Annotated in this window: 15 protein-coding genes, 1 tRNA gene, 1 pseudogene and 1 riboswitch; of the genes and pseudogenes, 9 read left to right on the top strand and 8 right to left on the bottom strand. The window is 68.7% G+C overall.

Annotated elements, in window-relative coordinates; genetic code table 11:
• Positions 1 to 2: 2 nt before the first annotated feature.
• The 6 genes from dnaJ to ACTFAP_RS15125 form a co-directional block, all read right to left on the bottom strand.
• A complete protein-coding gene (gene dnaJ / locus ACTFAP_RS15150) occupies positions 3 to 1,217 on the bottom strand; it encodes a molecular chaperone DnaJ (RefSeq protein WP_390115940.1) in 1,215 nt (404 codons plus the stop codon).
• A gap of 96 nt (positions 1,218 to 1,313) precedes the next feature.
• On the bottom strand, positions 1,314 to 2,093 hold the full coding sequence (gene grpE, locus ACTFAP_RS15145; protein ID WP_500466581.1) for a nucleotide exchange factor GrpE: 780 nt from the start codon (positions 2,091 to 2,093) through the stop codon (positions 1,314 to 1,316).
• Positions 2,090 to 3,970, bottom strand: a complete 1,881-nt coding sequence (dnaK, locus tag ACTFAP_RS15140) for a molecular chaperone DnaK (protein ID WP_390115937.1) — start codon at positions 3,968 to 3,970, stop codon at positions 2,090 to 2,092. Before dnaK ends, grpE begins: the two co-directional genes overlap by 4 nt.
• A gap of 111 nt (positions 3,971 to 4,081) precedes the next feature.
• Entirely contained in the window at positions 4,082 to 4,885 is an 804-nt protein-coding gene (locus ACTFAP_RS15135; RefSeq protein ID WP_495681125.1) for an N-acetylmuramoyl-L-alanine amidase, read from the bottom strand.
• Between the two features lie 7 nt (positions 4,886 to 4,892).
• Entirely contained in the window at positions 4,893 to 5,537 is a 645-nt protein-coding gene (locus tag ACTFAP_RS15130) for an NAD(P)-binding domain-containing protein (protein WP_495681124.1), read from the bottom strand.
• Positions 5,538 to 5,608: 71 nt separating this feature from the next.
• Positions 5,609 to 5,974 carry a DUF488 family protein, N3 subclade gene (locus tag ACTFAP_RS15125; RefSeq protein WP_495681123.1) on the bottom strand — a complete coding sequence of 122 codons (366 nt, stop codon included), beginning with the start codon at positions 5,972 to 5,974 and terminating at the stop codon, positions 5,609 to 5,611.
• 96 nt (positions 5,975 to 6,070) lie between these two features.
• Between ACTFAP_RS15125 and ACTFAP_RS15120 the strand changes: the two genes are divergently transcribed.
• The 3 genes from ACTFAP_RS15120 to dcd are packed head-to-tail and all read left to right on the top strand — an operon-like array spanning position 6,071 to position 9,569.
• The gene (locus ACTFAP_RS15120; RefSeq protein WP_495681122.1) at positions 6,071 to 8,227 is read left to right on the top strand and encodes a heterodisulfide reductase-related iron-sulfur binding cluster; all 2,157 of its coding nucleotides are present in this window, start codon (positions 6,071 to 6,073) and stop codon (positions 8,225 to 8,227) included.
• Between the two features lie 47 nt (positions 8,228 to 8,274).
• On the top strand, positions 8,275 to 8,976 hold the full coding sequence (locus ACTFAP_RS15115; protein ID WP_390115926.1) for a Yip1 family protein: 702 nt from the start codon (positions 8,275 to 8,277) through the stop codon (positions 8,974 to 8,976).
• Between the two features lie 17 nt (positions 8,977 to 8,993).
• Positions 8,994 to 9,569: a dCTP deaminase gene (gene dcd / locus ACTFAP_RS15110; RefSeq protein ID WP_030733001.1), complete on the top strand. Its 576-nt coding sequence runs from the start codon at positions 8,994 to 8,996 to the stop codon at positions 9,567 to 9,569.
• Here dcd and ACTFAP_RS15105 read toward each other — a convergent pair.
• Positions 9,537 to 9,740, bottom strand: coding sequence for a hypothetical protein (locus tag ACTFAP_RS15105; RefSeq protein WP_432052361.1), 204 nt, complete (start codon positions 9,738 to 9,740; stop codon positions 9,537 to 9,539). The two genes, dcd and ACTFAP_RS15105, sit on opposite strands and share 33 nt — an antisense overlap.
• Before the next feature lie 77 nt (positions 9,741 to 9,817).
• Here ACTFAP_RS15105 and ACTFAP_RS15100 point away from each other — a divergent pair.
• The 3 genes from ACTFAP_RS15100 (at position 9,818) to ACTFAP_RS15090 (ending at position 11,589) form a co-directional block, all read left to right on the top strand.
• A tRNA-Gly gene (locus ACTFAP_RS15100) sits at positions 9,818 to 9,891 on the top strand.
• Positions 9,892 to 10,389: 498 nt separating this feature from the next.
• Positions 10,390 to 10,926, top strand: coding sequence for a hypothetical protein (locus ACTFAP_RS15095; RefSeq protein WP_495681121.1), 537 nt, complete (start codon positions 10,390 to 10,392; stop codon positions 10,924 to 10,926).
• Between the two features lie 465 nt (positions 10,927 to 11,391).
• Positions 11,392 to 11,589 (top strand): hypothetical protein, encoded by a 198-nt coding sequence (locus ACTFAP_RS15090; protein ID WP_495681120.1) that lies wholly within the window; start codon positions 11,392 to 11,394, stop codon positions 11,587 to 11,589.
• 307 nt (positions 11,590 to 11,896) lie between these two features.
• Here the strand turns inward: ACTFAP_RS15090 and ACTFAP_RS15085 are convergent, their stop codons facing one another.
• Positions 11,897 to 13,363, bottom strand: a complete 1,467-nt coding sequence (locus tag ACTFAP_RS15085) for a non-reducing end alpha-L-arabinofuranosidase family hydrolase (protein WP_500466580.1) — start codon at positions 13,361 to 13,363, stop codon at positions 11,897 to 11,899.
• Between the two features lie 1,132 nt (positions 13,364 to 14,495).
• Here ACTFAP_RS15085 and ACTFAP_RS15080 point away from each other — a divergent pair.
• The 3 genes and pseudogenes from ACTFAP_RS15080 to ACTFAP_RS15070 all read left to right on the top strand — a co-directional run bounded on the left by ACTFAP_RS15080 (position 14,496) and on the right by ACTFAP_RS15070 (position 17,050).
• A complete protein-coding gene (locus ACTFAP_RS15080) occupies positions 14,496 to 15,917 on the top strand; it encodes an endo-1,4-beta-xylanase (protein WP_500466579.1) in 1,422 nt (473 codons plus the stop codon).
• Between the two features lie 11 nt (positions 15,918 to 15,928).
• Positions 15,929 to 16,066 (top strand): annotated as a pseudogene (locus ACTFAP_RS15075) (RICIN domain-containing protein); the annotation flags it as partial.
• A gap of 606 nt (positions 16,067 to 16,672) precedes the next feature.
• Positions 16,673 to 17,050, top strand: coding sequence for a peptidase inhibitor family I36 protein (locus ACTFAP_RS15070; protein ID WP_030732988.1), 378 nt, complete (start codon positions 16,673 to 16,675; stop codon positions 17,048 to 17,050).
• A gap of 196 nt (positions 17,051 to 17,246) precedes the next feature.
• Positions 17,247 to 17,356: riboswitch (SAM riboswitch) on the top strand.
• Positions 17,357 to 17,378 lie beyond the last annotated feature (22 nt).

Here is a 17,378-nt window from a genome sequence, read left to right as displayed (position 1 = left end):
CGTCACTCTCCCTTCGCGGCCTCGAACAGCGCTGCCCGAGGGTCATCGTCCCCGGCGGCCGTCCGGTACTCCTCCAGGGCCTTGCGCGCCGCTTCGTTCAGATCCCGCGGAACCACTACCTCTATCGTGACCAGCAAATCGCCGAGCGAACCGTCCTTGCGCACCGCGCCCTTGCCCCGGGCGCGCATGGTGCGCCCGCCCGGGGTGCCGGGCGGCAGCTTCAGCGTGACCGGCGGGCCGCCCAGCGTCGGCACGGAGATCTCGCCCCCGAGGGCCGCCTCGGGGAAGCTCACCGGCACCGTAATGGTCAGATTGTCACCACGGCGGCCGAACACGGGGTGTTCGTCCACATGGACGACGACATACAGATCACCGGCCGGGCCACCGCGTTCGCCCGGGGCGCCCTTGCCGCGCAGCCGGATACGCTGCCCGTCGCCGACGCCCGCCGGAATGCGGACCTGCATGGTGCGGGAGCTGGTCGCCCGCCCGCTGCCCCGGCACACGGAGCACGGGTCCTGGGCGATCAGGCCCCGGCCCTTGCAGTCCACGCACGGATCGGTGAGCGAGAACCCGCCCCCGCCGCCCCGGCTGACCTGGCCGGTGCCGACACACGTCGGGCACACCCGCGGCGTGCCGTTCTTGTCGCCGGTGCCCGAACACGCCTTGCACGCCGCGCTGGAGGACATCCGCAGCGGCACGGTGGCACCCGAGACCGCCTCGGTGAAGCTCAGCGTCACCTCGGACTCCACGTCCTGCCCACGGCGCGGCGCGGTCGTACGGGTGCCCGCGCCGCCCCGGTTGAACAGTCCGCCGAAGACGTCGCCGATGCCCCCGCCGCCGCCGAAGCCGCCGGCCGGGCCACCGGGCCCGCCCGGGCCGCCCGGCGCGCCGGGACCGCCCTGGGTGCCCCCGAAGAGGTCACCCAGGTCGAAGTTGAACTGCTGGCCGCCCGCCCCGGGGCCGGGCCGGAAGCCGCCACCGCCGAAGAGGGCGCGCGCCTCGTCGTACTCCTTGCGGCGTTTCACGTCACCGAGCACGTCGTACGCCTCGGAGACGTTCTTGAACCGCTCCTCGGCGCGGGAGTCACCCTTGTTGGCGTCCGGATGGTTCTCGCGGGCGAGCTTCCGGTACGCCTTCTTGATCTCCGCCTCGGTGGCGTCGCGCGGGACGCCGAGGACCTTGTAGTAGTCCTTCTCGATGAAGTCCTTGGTGCTCATCCCCGGCATCCCTCCTCTCCGGCCTTCCCGGCCCGTCCGGCCTCACCGGTCGTCCCGGTGAGGCCGATTCCGATCAGCAGCCGCATTCCCCCGGCCTCAGCCCTCGTCCGGAGCGGCGGCATCGCTCTTGCCGCCGCCGGTTCCGTTCTCCGGCTCGGACGTCGACGCACTGTCCTCCTGCTGCTCGGCCGCGGAGTCGGCCCCCGCCGCCGCGGGCTGCGCGCCCGGCTGCGGCTCGGCGACACCGACCCGCGCGGGGCGGATCGTCCGTTCGCCGATGCGATACCCGGGCTGGAGGATCTGCACGCACGTCGTCTCGGTGACGTCCGGCGAGTAGCTGTGCATGAGGGCCTCGTGGATCATCGGGTCGAAGGGCTCGCCCTCCTTGCCGAACTGCATCAGACCCATCTTGGCCGCCACCGTCTCCAGCGACTCGGCCACCTGCTTGAAGCCACCGACCAGCTCGCCGTGGTCCCGGGCGCGGCCGATGTCGTCCAGCACCGGCAGCAGCTCGGTGAGCAGATTGGCGACCGCGATCTCCTTGACGGCGATCCGGTCCCGCTCCACCCGGCGGCGGTAGTTCTGGAACTCCGCCTGGAGCCGCTGAAGGTCCTGGGTGCGTTCGTTCAGCGCCGAGCGGGTCTGGTCGAGCTGCGCGGTCAGCGCCACCTCGACCGAGGACTGCCCGGCGTCGCCGCCCTGGCCGCCCGGACCGCCCTGGCCCGCGCCCGTACCACCGGCTCCCGCCCCGTCACCGGGGGCCGAAGCCCCCCCGCCGTCCGGGTTCTCCGGCTCGGCGGGGGTGGCGTCCGCGTTCGCGGCATCGCCGTCGGGGACCTCGGGCTCCTTGTCGAAGCCCTGCGGGTCCTGGGTCACGCCGCACCGCCCTTCGGCTTGTCGTCGTCCACGATCTCGGCGTCGACGACGTCGTCATCGGCACCGCCGGAGGCCGCGCCGCCCTGGGCACCGCCGGCCGCGCCCGCGCCCGCCTCGCCGCCGGGACCGGCGGCCTGGGCGCCCTGCGCGTCGGCGTACATCGCCTGGCCCAGCTTCTGGCTGGTGGAGGCGACGGTCTCGGACGCCTCGCGGATCGCCGCGGTGTCCTCGCCCTTCAGCTTCTCCTTGAGGTCGGCGACCGCGGTCTCGACCTCGGTCTTCACCTCGGCGGGAACCTTCTCGGCGTTCTCCTTGAGGAAGTTCTCCGTGGTGTAGACGAGCTGCTCGGCCTGGTTGCGGGTCTCCGCGGCCTCGCGGCGGCGGTGGTCCTCATCCGCGTACTGCTCGGCGTCGCGCATCATCCGCTCGATGTCGTCCTTCGGCAGCGCGGAGCCACCGGTGACGGTCATCCGCTGCTCCTTGCCGGTACCGAGGTCCTTGGCGGAGACGTGCATGATGCCGTTGGCGTCGATGTCGAAGGTGACCTCGATCTGCGGGACGCCGCGCGGCGCCGGGGGCAGACCGGTCAGCTCGAACATCCCGAGCTTCTTGTTGTACGCGGCGATCTCGCGCTCGCCCTGGTAGACCTGGATCTGCACGGACGGCTGGTTGTCCTCGGCCGTGGTGAAGATCTCCGAGCGCTTGGTCGGGATCGTGGTGTTGCGCTCGATCAGCTTGGTCATGATGCCGCCCTTGGTCTCGATACCGAGGGACAGCGGGGTGACGTCCAGCAGCAGGACGTCCTTGACCTCACCCTTGAGCACACCGGCCTGGAGGCTGGCGCCGATGGCGACGACCTCGTCCGGGTTGACGCCCTTGTTGGCGTCCTTGCCACCGGTCAGTTCGCGCACCAGCTCGGCGACCGCGGGCATCCGGGTGGAGCCACCGACGAGCACCACGTGGTCGATCTCGGACAGCTGGATGCCGGCGTCCTTGATGACGTTGTGGAACGGGGTCTTGCAGCGCTCCAGCAGGTCCGCGGTCAGCTGCTGGAACTGCGCCCGGGTGAGCTTCTCGTCCATGTGCAGCGGGCCCTCGGCGGACGCCGTGATGTAGGGCAGGTTGATCGAGGTCTCGGTGGACGAGGACAGCTCGATCTTGGCCTTCTCGGCGGACTCGCGCAGCCGCTGCAGGGCCATCTTGTCCTTGCTGAGGTCCACGCCGTGCGCGGCGGCGAACTGCCGCACCAGGTGGTCCACGACGCGCTGGTCCCAGTCGTCACCACCGAGGTGGTTGTCACCGTTGGTGGCCTTCACCTCGACCACGCCGTCGCCGATCTCCAGCAGCGAGACGTCGAACGTACCGCCGCCGAGGTCGAAGACCAGGATGGTCTGGTCGTCCTTCTCCAGGCCGTAGGCGAGGGCGGCGGCGGTCGGCTCGTTGACGATCCGCAGCACGTTCAGGCCCGCGATCTCGCCGGCCTCCTTGGTGGCCTGCCGCTCGTGGTCGTTGAAGTACGCCGGGACGGTGATCACCGCGTCGGCGACCTTCTCGCCCAGGTAGGCCTCCGCGTCCCGCTTCAGCTTCTGCAGGATGAACGCGGACATCTGCTGCGGGTTGAAGTCCTTGCCGTCCAGGTGCACCTTCCAGTCGGTGCCCATGTGGCGCTTGACCGAGCGGATCGTCCGGTCCACGTTGGTGACGGCCTGGCGCTTGGCGACCTCGCCGACGAGCACCTCACCGTTCTTGGCGAAGGCGACGACGGACGGCGTGGTCCTGGCGCCCTCGGCGTTGGTGATGACGGTGGGCTCACCGCCTTCGAGAACACTGACGACGGAGTTCGTCGTGCCCAGGTCGATGCCGACCGCTCGTGCCATTTCGGTTTCCTCCAGCACTGTTGAGTGAATCTGACTCAAGAGTGCCGCAGGCTGCCACCGGCGTCAAATGACCTGAGCGTGGCCGACTCAACTCTTATCCCATTCTTACGCTCAAGGGGGCCCCGAGGGCTCGGCCCCGGCCCCCTCCGCCCGCAGCCGGGCGGCCTCAGCGCGGATGACGGGCAGGGCCTCCTGCAGGGCGTCGCCCGGACAGTCGGTGTACGAGGTGTCGCGATGCCCCGAGATCACCTCGACGTCCACCGCCTGCCCCTCCCCGAAACGGCTGTCGTCATTCGTGGACACCAGTTGCGTGTGCTCGCGCGGATCCACCCCGGACCGCAGCTTCCAGGCGGCGACCCGCGCGATCGCGTCCAGCACCGCCTGCGGCGGCGGGGTCTGGTCGAAGGTCCCCAGCACGGCGATACCCACCGTGTCGCTGTTGAAGCCCTCGGTGTGCGCCCCGTACGCGTCCCGCTCCAGGCCACCGGCCCGGCCCTCGTAGATCGTGCCGCACCGGTCGACCATGAAGTTGTAGCCGAGGTCGTCCCAGCCGCGCCGGCCGACGTGGTACCCGTACATCTCGCGCAGCATCTCGGGCACCTCGGCGCAGTCGTACACGTCGTCGTGCGCCGTGTGGTGCACGAAGACGGCCTTCACCGCGCCGGTGTACGTGGTCGGCCCGGAGCGCAGTTCCTCGTCCGCCCCCCACTCCTGGCGGGTCATGATCCCCTCCGGGCGGGCGGTGGCCCGCTGCGCGGTGGCCGGCCCGCCGTCCGGCTGCCCGCCGCCGCCCCCGGCGTCCCCGGTGCGCGGCACCCCGTCCCAGGTCACCAGGAGGGCGAGCGGCAGCACGGCTGCGGCCAGCGCCCAGCGGCGGCGCGGCCCGTCGGCTGTGGTGATCCGGATCTGCCTCACGCCACCCCTAGGAAATGATCTTGAGTGCGCCGGCCCAGTCGAAGCCGAGCCGGTCCTGGACCGTCATCAGCAGGAACTGGAAGCCCTCCAGTTCCCGCGCCCGGCGCAGCGGCCCGACATCCAGGGGCCGCAGCCCGCCGGAGGAGACGAGCTCGGCGACGGTGGCCTTGGCCCCCTCGTCGTCACCCGCGAGGAACACGTCGAGGCGCTGTCCGGCCACCTCACCGGCCACCAGGGTGGTGGCGAAGGTGGTGTTGAACGCCTTGACGACCGGGACGCCGGGCGCCGCCTCGGCGGCGATCTCCTCGGCGGCGGAGACCCCTGGCGCGGTGACGAGGGAGTCGAAGGTGGTGAAGTCGACGGGGTTGCAGATGTCGACGACGACCGAGCCGGTGAGCGCGGTGCCGTAGTCGTTCACCAGGTCGCGGCCGACGGGGTGCGGCACGGCCAGCACGACGATGTCGGCGTCCTCGACGCCGATCGCGTCCGAGGGCTGCACATGGCCGGCGGGGTGGGCCTGGCGCAACTCGTCGGCCAGGGCACGCGCCTTGTCGGCGGAGTGGTCGATGAGCCGTACGCTGTGCCCGCCGACCAGCGCCCGGGTGGCGATGCCCCGGGCCATGCTGCCGGCACCCACGATGGTCACGATCATGGGCTCATCGCACCACGCACCCCGGGGGCCCGCACCTCGACCGGACCCCGGCAGCGGCCCCCGGGGCCGGCTCAGCGGCCCCGCAGCCGCTCCGCCAGCACCGCCGCGTGGCTGCGTTCCGGCTCCCTGACCGAGGTCACGAGGGTGACGGTGTGGGTCCGGGCCTCGGCGCGCAGCCGTTCGAGCTCATCGGCCCGTTCGGGGGCCTTCAGTTCGGCCAGATAGCGGCGGCGGAACTCCGCGTACGACCCCTGTTCCCCGTGAAACCAGTGCCGCAGGTCGGTCGAGGGCGTGATCTCCTTGGGCCACTCGTCGATGTGCGCGTCCGCCTTGGAGATGCCGCGCGGCCAGATCCGGTCGATCAGCACCCGGGTCCCGTCCTGTTTGTCCGGCGGGTCGTACACCCGCCGCACCTGAATGTCGGGGCGGCTTGTCATCACTGTCCTCCAAGATGTTTCCAGGATGGCCGGTGAAGTGGGTACCCTCATACGAAGCCGTTAAGTTACCGCCCAGTAAGACCGACAGGAGCTGACATGCAACTGGCCGCGATCGTTGTCTCGCTGGTGCTCACCGCTGTCGCCGTGGCGCTGTTCAGCCGGGCGATCGTGGAGATCGTCCGCTTCCTGCGCCTGGGCCAACCCGTGCCCGAGGGCGCCCGCACCGGCGACCCCGGGGCGCGCACCCTCACCCTGGTCAAGGAGTTCCTCGGCCACACCCGGATGAACCGCTGGGGCGTCGTCGGCGTCGCCCACTGGCTGGTCGCCCTCGGCTTCCTCACCCTCGTACCCACCCTGCTCCAGGCGTACGGCCAGCTCTTCCAGGCCGACTGGCTGCTCCCGGTGATCGGCGGCTTCACCCCCTTCGAGATGTGGACGGAGTTCTTCGCCGCCGGCACCACCGTCGGCATCCTCGTCCTCATCGCCATCCGGCTGCTGAACCTGCCCTCGCGGGCGGGCCGCAAATCGCGCTTCACCGGGTCCACCGCCTGGCAGGCGTACTTCGTCGAGTACGTCATCCTCACCATCGGCGTCGCCATCCTGCTGCTGCGCGGCCTGGAGGGCGCCCTGCACCACGTGGACGGGTACGGCGCGGCGTACTTCGTCTCCTACCCGCTGGTCGCCCTCTTCGACGGGCTCAGCGTCGGCACCCTGCAGACCCTCGTCTACCTGGTCGTCCTCATCAAGATCAGCGTCTCGATGATCTGGGCCATCACCGTCGCCCTGAACACCTCCATGGGCGTCGCCTGGCACCGCTTCCTGGCCTTCCCCAACATCTGGCTCAAGCGCGAGGCGGACGGCGGCACGGCCCTGGGCGCGCTCCAGCCCATGACCTCGGCCGGCAAGCCCATCGACTTCGAGGACCCGGGCGAGGACGACCAGTTCGGCGTCTCGCAGGTCGAGCACTTCTCCTGGAAGGGCCTGCTGGACTTCTCCACCTGCACCGAGTGCGGCCGCTGCCAGTCGCAGTGCCCGGCCTGGAACACCGGCAAGCCGCTCTCCCCGAAGCTGCTGGTGATGTCGCTGCGCGACCACGCGCACGCCAAGGCCCCGTACCTGCTGGCCGGCGAGGAGGCCCCGGAGCGCCCGCTCATCGGCACCGAGGCGGAGCAGGGCGTCATCGACCCCGACGTGCTGTGGTCCTGCACCACCTGCGGCGCGTGCGTCGAACAGTGCCCGGTGGACATCGAGCACGTCGACCACATCGTCGACATGCGCCGCTACCAGGTGATGATCGAGTCGGCGTTCCCCAGCGAGGCCGGCACGATGCTGAAGAACCTGGAGCGCAAGGGCAACCCCTGGGGGCTCGCCAAGAAGAAGCGCCTGGAGTGGACCAAGGAGGTCGACTTCGAGGTACCGGTCGTCGGCCAGGACGTCGAGGACCTCACCGAGGTCGACTACCTCTACTGGGTGGGCTGCGCCGGCGCCCTGGAGGACCGGGCGAAGAAGACCACGAAGGCGTTCGCGGAGCTGCTGCACACCGCCGGGGTGAAATTCGCGATCATGGGCGGCGAGGAGACCTGCACCGGCGACTCGGCGCGGCGGCTCGGCAACGAGTTCCTGTACCAGCAGCTGGGCCAGCAGAACGTCGAGACCCTCAACGAGGCGTTCGGCTCCATCCCCGTCAAGCGCATCGTCGCCACCTGCCCGCACTGCTTCAATACGCTGGCGAACGAGTACCCGCAGCTGGGCGGCCGGTACGAGGTCATCCACCACACCCAGCTGCTCCAGCACCTCATCGACGAGGGCCGGCTGGTGCCGGTCACCCCGGTCGAGGGCCTGATCACGTACCACGACCCGTGCTACCTGGGCCGGCACAACAAGGTGTACACCCCGCCGCGCGAGATCATCGGCCGGGTGCCGGGGCTGCGCAACGAGGAGATGCACCGCCACAAGGAGCGCGGCTTCTGCTGTGGCGCGGGCGGCGCCCGGATGTGGATGGAGGAGCGCATCGGCAAGCGCGTGAACGACGAACGCGTGGACGAGGCCCTCTCCCTCAACCCGGACATCGTCTCCACCGCCTGCCCCTTCTGTCTCGTGATGCTGACGGACTCCGTCAACGGGAAGAAGGAGAGCGGCGCCGCGAAGGAGAACCTGCAGGTCGTGGACGTCGCACAGCTCCTGCTGACCTCGGTGAAAACCCCGGTCGCGGCCGCCGAGCCGGAGGGCAGCGTGGAAGACCCCGTCAGCTGACAGGGACCGGGTCCGGAAGACCGCCGGGAGGGGGTACGTTCGTACTTGTGCCCGGACAACGAAGGAAGCGCGAGCAAGATCCGCAGCAGCCGTACCCGTACCAGCAGCCGGTCCCCGATCCGTACTACGACGACGGCGGCGGGAACCAGCACCAGGGGTACGGCTACGGCGCGGCGGATCCGACCGAACCGCCACCCGAGCCCCCTCAGCCCCCGCTGCACTGGAAGGAACTGCTGCCGGCGGTCCTCCTGCGGCCGGAGCCGACGTTCTGGCGGATGCGGGACTACCCCATGTGGGGCCCGGCCCTGATCGTCACCTTCCTGTACGGATCGGTGGCGGTCTTCGGCCTCGACAAGGCGCGCGAGGACATACTCAACACCACGGTCTCCAACGCGGTGATCTACCTGCTGATCACCGGCGTCGCCATGGTGCTCGGCTCGCTGCTGCTGTCGACGGTGACCCACAACCTGGCGCGGCAGTTCGGCGGCAACGGACTGTGGGCGCCGACCACCGGCCTCGCGATGCTCATCATGGCGCTCACCGATGTGCCCCGACTGGCGGTGGCCATCTTCGTCGGCGGGGCCAGCCCGGTGGTGCAGATACTGGGCTGGGCGACCTGGCTGTTCGCGGGCGCGCTGTTCACCCTGATGGTGTCCCGCTCCCACGAACTCCCCTGGCCGCGCGCCCTGGCGGCGTCGGCCATCCAACTGCTGTCCCTGCTGATGCTGGTGAAGCTGGGCACGCTGTGACGCTGTAGCCTTCGGGGGTGCTTCTCTCAGACAAGGACATCCGGACCGAAATCGACGCCGGACGGGTACGGATCGACCCCTTCGATCCGTCGATGGTGCAGCCCTCCAGCATCGACGTGCGGCTCGACCGCTACTTCCGGGTGTTCGAGAACCACCGCTACCCCCACATCGACCCCTCGGTCGAGCAGCCCGACCTGACCCGCGTGATCGAGCCGGCCGGCGACGAGCCGTTCATCCTGCACCCCGGGGAGTTCGTCCTCGCCTCGACGTACGAGGTGGTCTCGCTCCCCGAGGATGTGGCCTCCCGGCTGGAGGGCAAAAGCTCCCTCGGACGCCTCGGGCTGCTCACCCACTCGACGGCCGGCTTCATCGACCCGGGCTTCTCGGGCCATGTGACGCTGGAGCTGTCCAACGTGGCGACGCTCCCGATCAAGCTGTGGCCCGGCATGAAGATCGGCCAGCTGTGCATGTTCCGGCTGACCTCGCCGTCCGAACACCCCTACGGATCGAGCGGGGTCGGCTCCCGCTACCAGAACCAGCGCGGGCCGACCCCGTCCCGGTCATACCTGAACTTCCACCGCACCCAGGTCTGAGACGGGCACGGCACTGCGCAGCCGCCCGCACCGCGGACACCTCAGCAACCGCGCGGGCCCGATCCGCTCACGACGCAGCTGCCGCAGGGGGAAGCGGGGCGCGGCGAACACATGCCCCTCGGCACAACGGACAACGGTGACCTGCAAAGAGACCCCTCCAGACGCCGACAACGCGGCCACCTTAAGGGATCCCTCCGACACCCGTCCCCAGCCACTCCCAGGATGCGCTAAACTAGCTCCAGCTCCCGGCGGGCGTAGTTTAATGGTAGAACATGAGCTTCCCAAGCTCAGAGCGCGAGTTCGATTCTCGTCGCCCGCTCCACGACAAAGCTCCAGGTCAGTGACCTGGGGCTTGTTTATTGTCCAGACCCGTCTTCTCCATCGATCGGGCCAGCGCGCATCATGACCTTTTCGCGCGTACCGCAGGACTCGGTCACAAAGGTATTGCCGGTGTGCCGGAGGTCGTAGAAACGGAAGTTGGGCGGCGGCCCCGCCGTGTCCCGGACCTTGCGCCACGTCCGGCCGGAGGGCGGAGCAGCACAGGATGCACCGCGCCGGGTTCCTTTGGCGGCGAACCGGTCGAGGTGACGCCACGTGTCGACGCACAGGAAACCTGGCTGCTTCGAAGGTAATGTCGCCGGTCACCCGTTGGCCGGTGATCAGCTCGGCGCCGCCGAGCGCTCGTCGGGGAGGGGGAGGACATCAGACACCGGCGGGAACCGTTCTGAAGCCGGGGCCACCGCCGTTTCGGAAGGGGCGGCCCGGCGTAGACTCGCTGGTGCGCTGTCGAGTGCCATGACGAACCCGGGGGATACCGTTCGTGCACGACTACGATGAGCCGGCTTGGAGGCCACTCCCCGTCCGACCGGCCGCACTGCGCTGGCTGCTGCTTCTCCCCCTGACCCTGGTGTTCCTGCCACTGTGGTGGATGGTGTGGCTCTGCCTCGCGTTCTGCTTCTACGGCATAGCCATGGTGGTCCAGCTGATCGTCTACGTGCTGCCACGTGCCGAGAACGGCGCGACACGGTTGCTGGACGCCACGCTGGGCCGGGCGCCGTTCATCCCGCGCTGGTGCGTGACACCGGTGGCGCTGGTGCGGGAGGGCGACACAGCTTACTACCGGGCACGAGTGGACCGGCGCATCAACAAGAGAACCCGGCTGGTGGGAACCTCCCACGGGTACGTCCACCGCGACCTGGAACTCGGAGTGCACTACTACCGAGGCGCGGGCGCCGGTTACGTCCTGCGCGTCGCCTCGGAACAAGGCTGGAACCTCCACCCCGTACTGCGCTCGCATCCCCGGCGCCGACTCCAACTGCGCCACAGCGGTCGGCCGCAACCGGACTTCAGAAACTGACCGGTCCCGTACGCCTTCACCAGCGGGAACCAAGCCGGGTACGCGGTCGGCCCACCGACGCCTGATCGTCGGCCCGTGCCCGACGCGTGCCCCGCCGGGCGGTGCACTGCGGGCGTCCAAGGCGTGCACCACGACTGGTACGGGCCGCTAACGATCGCCGTTTCAGCAGGTGAGCGCTCCATGTTGGCCCGGTGGCACGGTGATTCCCAAGCTCAGAGCGGAGTTCGATTCTCGTCGCCCGCTCCATCTCAAACCCCCAGGTCAACGGCTTGGGGGTTTCTGCTGAGCGAGGCCGGCATGGGGTCACGTGCCAGATCCGCGCCAAATGGAGCCCTCAGGCGCCCGGACAGCCGCGCCTGCAACTCGTGCGTGACCGCCGGAGACCGCCGGTATCCATTTCGCGACACACATAATGCGTGATGCGCACCACACTTATCCGCACCGCCTACCCGTGCATCCAGCGGCATGCCCGAACAGCTTCGAGTGCGCAGCGCCCCGAGCACCGGGAAGACTCCTTCTGGCCACACCACTCCGGAGGCGGAACTGGCTTTCGCTGAACGGGTTGTCGTCGCCGACCCGGGGCACGTGGCGTCGTTCAAGGATGTCGCCGAGCCGATGCGGCGCGTGAGCGGCAAGCGCACCCGGCCGAAGTCTCTGGTCTGAAGACCGGCCTGGAACTGGCTGGTCAGGAAATCGCATCACCGCGGGAGGCGGGATCTCGGAGAATCATCACCACGTGGCTCAGGAGTCCGGGGTCTTCTCGACCCGCTCGTCCAACGCGGTCTCCTCTGCATCACCGCGGTGGTCGAGGTCGAGACGCTGCAGTGGGAGCGCTCGGGCTGGTGAGCGTTGTGCGGCCCGCGCTCTGTCGCCGTATGCGTCCTGACGTTGTCGCGTGACCCGGCGGGCTCGGCGGAAGGCCGAGCCCGCCACGTCGGCTCCATGTCAGAGCCGGAGTCGTGTCACGCCGTCAGCGCTGCAGTGTCAGCAGGCCTGGGCGGTAGGGGAGGAGACCGTAGTCGCCGCCGGAGTTGGGGCTGCGCCCCTGGTAGAGGAGTTGCAGATTGCAGGGGTCAATGGTCATGGTCTGATCGGCGCTCGTGCGCAGCAGTTCGCCGTGGCTGATGTCGTTGGTCCAGGTGGCGCCGCTGTTGGCCTTGCCGGCGAAGGGGTTGTTCTCGGTCGCGGCCTGGGGTGTCCACGAGCCGTTCAGGCTGGTGGCCGTGAACGAACGGAAGTAGCGGCCCTGCGAGCCGATCGCCTCGACGATCATGAGGTAGCGGTTCTCACCCTGAAGCTTGTAGACCTGCGGGCCTTCGAACAGGTTGTTCGTCGTATCGCTCATGATCACGGTCGAGGTCGAGCCGAAGCTGCTCGGGAAGTTCCCGATCGGCATACTGGCCCGGTAGATCCTGCCGTTGTCGCCGGCGAAGAACAGGTACATGTTCGTGTCGTCAGCGATGAGCGTCTGGTCGATGGGACCGGTCTGGGAGTCGGAGATGCTTCCGGAGAAGAGCTCCTGCTCGGCTGACCAGCCGTTCGGGTTGGTGGGGTCGCTTGAGGTCCGGTAGGAGAAGGAGGTCCTGCCCCATTGGTAGGCGAGCACCCAGATGTTCTTCGGCGCGAAGTAGAACAGCGTGGGCGCGACGGTGGAAGCTGACATCGTGTTCTGGCTGGCCGAGGCCATCTGCGACCAGTTGCCGAACAGGCTGAAGTTCATCGAACCCCAGCGCGTCCCTGTGTCGTGCGTCGTCGCGTAGACGAGGTGCTGGCCGTTGTAGGGGGCGACGGTGAAGTCCTTGAGCGAGACCCACCCCGGCTTGGGCTGCGCCAGCGCGCCCGTTGATGTCCAGCGGTATGTCGATGGCAGAGCGCACGGGCTGGGGTTGCCGCCGCCGACCTTGACGAGCTGCCACTGCTGATTGGCGCCGTTCCAGTCGTCGTACTGGACGATGTTCGCGCTGTCGGCGGTGGAGGCGCCTTGTACTTCGAGGGCCTTGCCGCTGTGGCGCGAAATGAACCTCACGTAGCCGTCAGAGCTGTCGGCCAGCCGCCACTGCTGGTTGGTGGCGTTCAGGTCGGCCCACTGGACGATCGAGCCACCGTTCGCGGTGGACCAGTTGTGGATGTCCAGGACCTTGCCGGAGTGGCGGGACTTGATGCGGTAGTAGCCGTTGCCGGAGTCGACGAACTGCCACTGCTGCTGGGCCTGATCGTTCCTGGTCCACTGGGTGATGCGGGCGCCATCGCCGGTCGCCTGGTTGTAGACGTCCAGGGCCTTGCCGCTGTTGCGGTTGACCAGCACATACGAGGCGTTGGGATCGACGGTCGCCGCGCTGGCGGGCTGGGCACCGAGGAAGGTGGCCACGAGCAGCAAGGGCGCAAGGACGGCGAGCAGGCGTCTCAGGCGGAGCGGGGACGGACGGCGAAGCCACATAAGAGGCATCCCTTTCTGGGGGTCGGGGGTGAGGTGACCCCGATGAACCGCAACGGCCGCCCCCGGGGGTCAGGGACGGGAGAGGTGCGAAAGCGGCCGCGTATGCCGAAGAGGTGGTGCGCTGGGCGCTCAGCCGGAGCGCTTCGCCGTGCACGGAGCCGAGAGATACCTCCAGCCTTCAGCCGTCCCGGCTGACGACCCGTTGTGACGGTTACCGCCAGGGGGCCGTCACACCAGCGGATCCACTGGGCGTCCGGTGGGTGTTGGCCATGGAGAGCTCCGGAACGGGAAGCGTCAAGCATCGAAAACTTACGAAACTTCACGGACTCCTTGGCGCCACAAGGTAGGAACATGTGACCTCTCGGTCAAGACCTGTCACCCATCTGTCCACAAACAGCGCCTCTCCTTCGCGCTTGAGGGGGCACGTCCGACCCCGGCCGGCACCCGACCTCGCGCGACCGGCCGGCACATGGACCTGTCGCCTCAGGGACCGCTTGAGCTCGCCGACCTGCTGTTTCGATCCTTTCGTCGGGGCCCGTGCCAACCGCCCCCACCGACGGCGGCGCTGGGGGTCCGGCCGACCCCGTCGCACTCGCCAGGCTTCCGGAAGTTTTCGGCCGAGACGCGGAACATTCCGCGAGGAAGATTGACGATCCACCGTCAGTCCCCCAATCTCGCTGTCTGAGAAGACCGTTGCCGTTCGAACATCGAACAGTCCGCCTCGAGCAATCTGTGGTGCCCAGCAGAGCCGCGCACCACAGCACCCGCGCCACCTCGTTTCCGATCCGGTGAGCTTCACGCCGGCGCATCCTGGCTCTTCGCACCATGGGAGAGGTAAGCGACGCTCCGCGTGGCGGTCCGCCGGTTGAGCCGCCATGGAGTACCCCATGCCTCTGTCGCAACCCCGCCACGGCCCCGCGTCCGGTACGCGCGGCCGTGGTCGTCCACTACGGCCCGGCGTCGTCGTCGCTCATCGTCCCCGCCGAATCCGCTGCCCTTCGGCGCGCCCATGGTGTCCGGTCATCCCGTAATCCCTGGGTTCCGGCCCGCCTCGTCCGCCCGCCGCGTGGGGGCGGACGACGCCTCCGCCGCACTTCAGCCCTTCCGTGACGTCTACCCAGGAGGCACAGTCATGGGCTCGTACGCCATATCTCCACCCACCGCCCGCCGGAAGTTCCACGGTCTCCTGATAGCGCTGGTCGTCGGCGTCCTCGGGGTGGTCAGTGCACTGGTCAACCCGCCGAGCGCACACGCCGCCGAGAGCACGCTCGGCGCCGCGGCGGCGCAGAGCGATCGTTACTTCGGCGTCGCCATCGCCTCGGGCAGGTTGAACGACTCGGTGTACACGAGTATCGCGAACCGCGAGTTCAACTCGGTGACGGCCGAGAACGAGATGAAGATCGATGCCACCCAACCCCAGCGGGGACAGTTCAACTTCACCGCCGGTGACCGCGTCTACAACTGGGCGGTGCAGAACGGCAAGCAGGTCCGCGGCCACACCCTGGCCTGGCACTCCCAGCAGCCCGGCTGGATGCAGAGCCTCAACGGCGGCGCGCTGCGCCAGGCGATGACCGACCACATCACCGGTGTGATGACCCACTACCGCGGCAAGATCGTCGAGTGGGACGTCGTGAACGAAGCCTTCGCCGACGGCGGTTCGGGAGCCCGGCGCGACTCCAACCTACAGCGCTCCGGCAACGACTGGATCGAGGTCGCCTTCCGCACCGCGCGCGCCGCCGACCCGGCCGCCAAGCTCTGCTACAACGACTACAACGTCGAGAACTGGAACGCGGCCAAAACGCAGGCCATGTACGCCATGGTCCGGGACTTCAAGCAGCGCGGCGTGCCGATCGACTGTGTCGGCTTCCAGGCGCACTTCAACGAAGGCAACCCCTACAACAGCAACTTCCGCACCACCCTGCAGAGTTTCGCCGCGCTCGGCGTCGACGTGTCCGTCACCGAGCTCGACATCCAGGGCGCCTCGCCCACGACCTACGCCAACGTGACCAATGACTGCCTGGCGGTCGCGCGCTGCGTCGGCATCACCGTCTGGGGTGTGCGCGACAGCGACTCCTGGCGATCGCAGCACACGCCGCTGCTGTTCAACAACGACGGCAGCAAGAAGCCCGCCTACGACGCCGTCCTCAACGCGCTCAACGGCGGCTCGTCCACGCCCACTCCGGGTGGGCAGATCAGGGGCGTCGGTTCGGCGCGGTGCCTGGACGTGCCCAACTCCAGCACCACCGACGGCACCCAGGTCCAGCTGTGGGACTGCCACGGCGGCACCAACCAGCAGTGGACGCGCACCGCCGACGGCGAGTTCAGGGTCTACGGCAACAAGTGCCTGGACGCCGGCGGCACCGGCAACGGCACCAGCGTCCAGATCTACAGTTGCTGGGGCGGCGACAACCAGAAATGGCGCGTGAACTCCGACGGCTCCATCGTCGGCGTCCAGTCCGGCCTCTGCCTCGACGCCACGGGCTCCGGCAACGGCGCCTCGCTCCAGCTCTACTCCTGCTGGAACGGCAGCAACCAGCGCTGGGCCGTCACCTGATGGGGCCCGGCCGTGCCGGGTACCCGGTCCAGTGGGCCGCGTTCGACGGAGGCCACATCCCCGGTCCGGTCGACGGCTCCCCCGACGAAAGCGGCGTCGCCACCTGGACCGAGGGAGAGATCTGGAGGTTCTTCGCACAGTTCGAGTGACACACCCGCGTAAGGTTTGGCGGGCTGCGCGGGCCCCTGTGGCCCGGTGAGCCGTGCCCGATGCGTGCCCGTCAAGGCGGTCGTTCACGGTCAACGGCGGTCCTCCGTGGCCTGCCAAGAGTTCAGTGCTTCCCGGGCTCAGAGCGCGAGTTCGATTCTCGTCGCCCGCTCTTTACACGAAGGCCCAGGTCAAGGACACCATCCCCGATCTGGGCCTTCGTCGTGTTCGAATCCGTTAGGCGCCCCGTGCGAGATTCGTGCCGGATTCCCGTCGCCCGGCCACCTCGGCATGCCTCTTCCGCGGCGCGTCGATCTTCGCTCCCACTTCGCGCTGTGGAGCGATGTACGCGCCGATGTCGTTGCGGGGCCGGTGGCGAGCAAGCTGTGGGGGTGCTGTGGGCGTCAGTTCGGTGCCGTGTCGGTCACTCGTTCAGGGGGATCCGGCCCGTGCGGCCGTCTCTCATCTCGGCTGTTTTCAGAACGAGTTGAGGAGCGGTGCGGTGTTCGGGTGGTTGTAGGTGCTCTGGTCCGGGCAACCGTGGCGCTCATAGCATTCTTCCGCACACATCGTGCAATGACAGGCACACAAGGCATAGGGGATGTCAGGTGGAAAACCGGAAGATTGCCTCTCGTCTGGCGAGCATCGGGGCGGCGCTGACCTTCGCGGTGGCGACCGCGGGGCTGGCGGCGGTGCCGGCGGCGGCTGATTCCAGTCAGTGCTCGGCCGGGAACTTCTGCGTGTGGGAGCACTCCAGCTACACCGGCAAGTTCCTGCAGTCCAAGAGCTCCGTGTCGAACGTCGGCAACGACTTCAACGACAAGATGACCTCCTACTGGAACCGCACCGACAAGACGGTCGCCGTCTACCAGCACGACAAGTACACCGGCTGCATGTTCTCCGTCGGTCCTGGCAAGTCCGAAGCGGCGGTGGCCTCGCACTTCAACGACAAAATGACGTCCTTCAAGGTCGGCTCCTCCTGTTGATCTCCCCCTGAGCACGCGCGGGCCCCGGGTCGCCGACCCGGGGCCCGTCCCCGTGTGCGCACCCGTGTGCGTGTCTCACATGACGGACAGGGTGCCCTTGCGAGGACTGGGCTGTCCCTCCGCGTGAGACGCGTTGGTCTCATATGGCGGACAGTGGGTGTTTCGCGCGGAGTCGGTGGTGCTAGGTTGCTGATCAGGTCAAGAGCGCCAGCGCCAAGTCCCGGCTCGCTGGCCGGCAACCCTCCTGCACGGCGGGGTGCCCCCGGGACCGACGACCGGGCTGCGGTGATGCGGCAAGCGTGCTCCTCGTGAGACCTCGTTCTCGTCC

It is taken from the genome of Streptomyces sp. PH9007 (assembly GCF_059813725.1).
The sequence above is the reverse complement of the archived record's forward strand: the minus strand, read 5'-3'. Positions and strand labels throughout refer to the sequence as shown.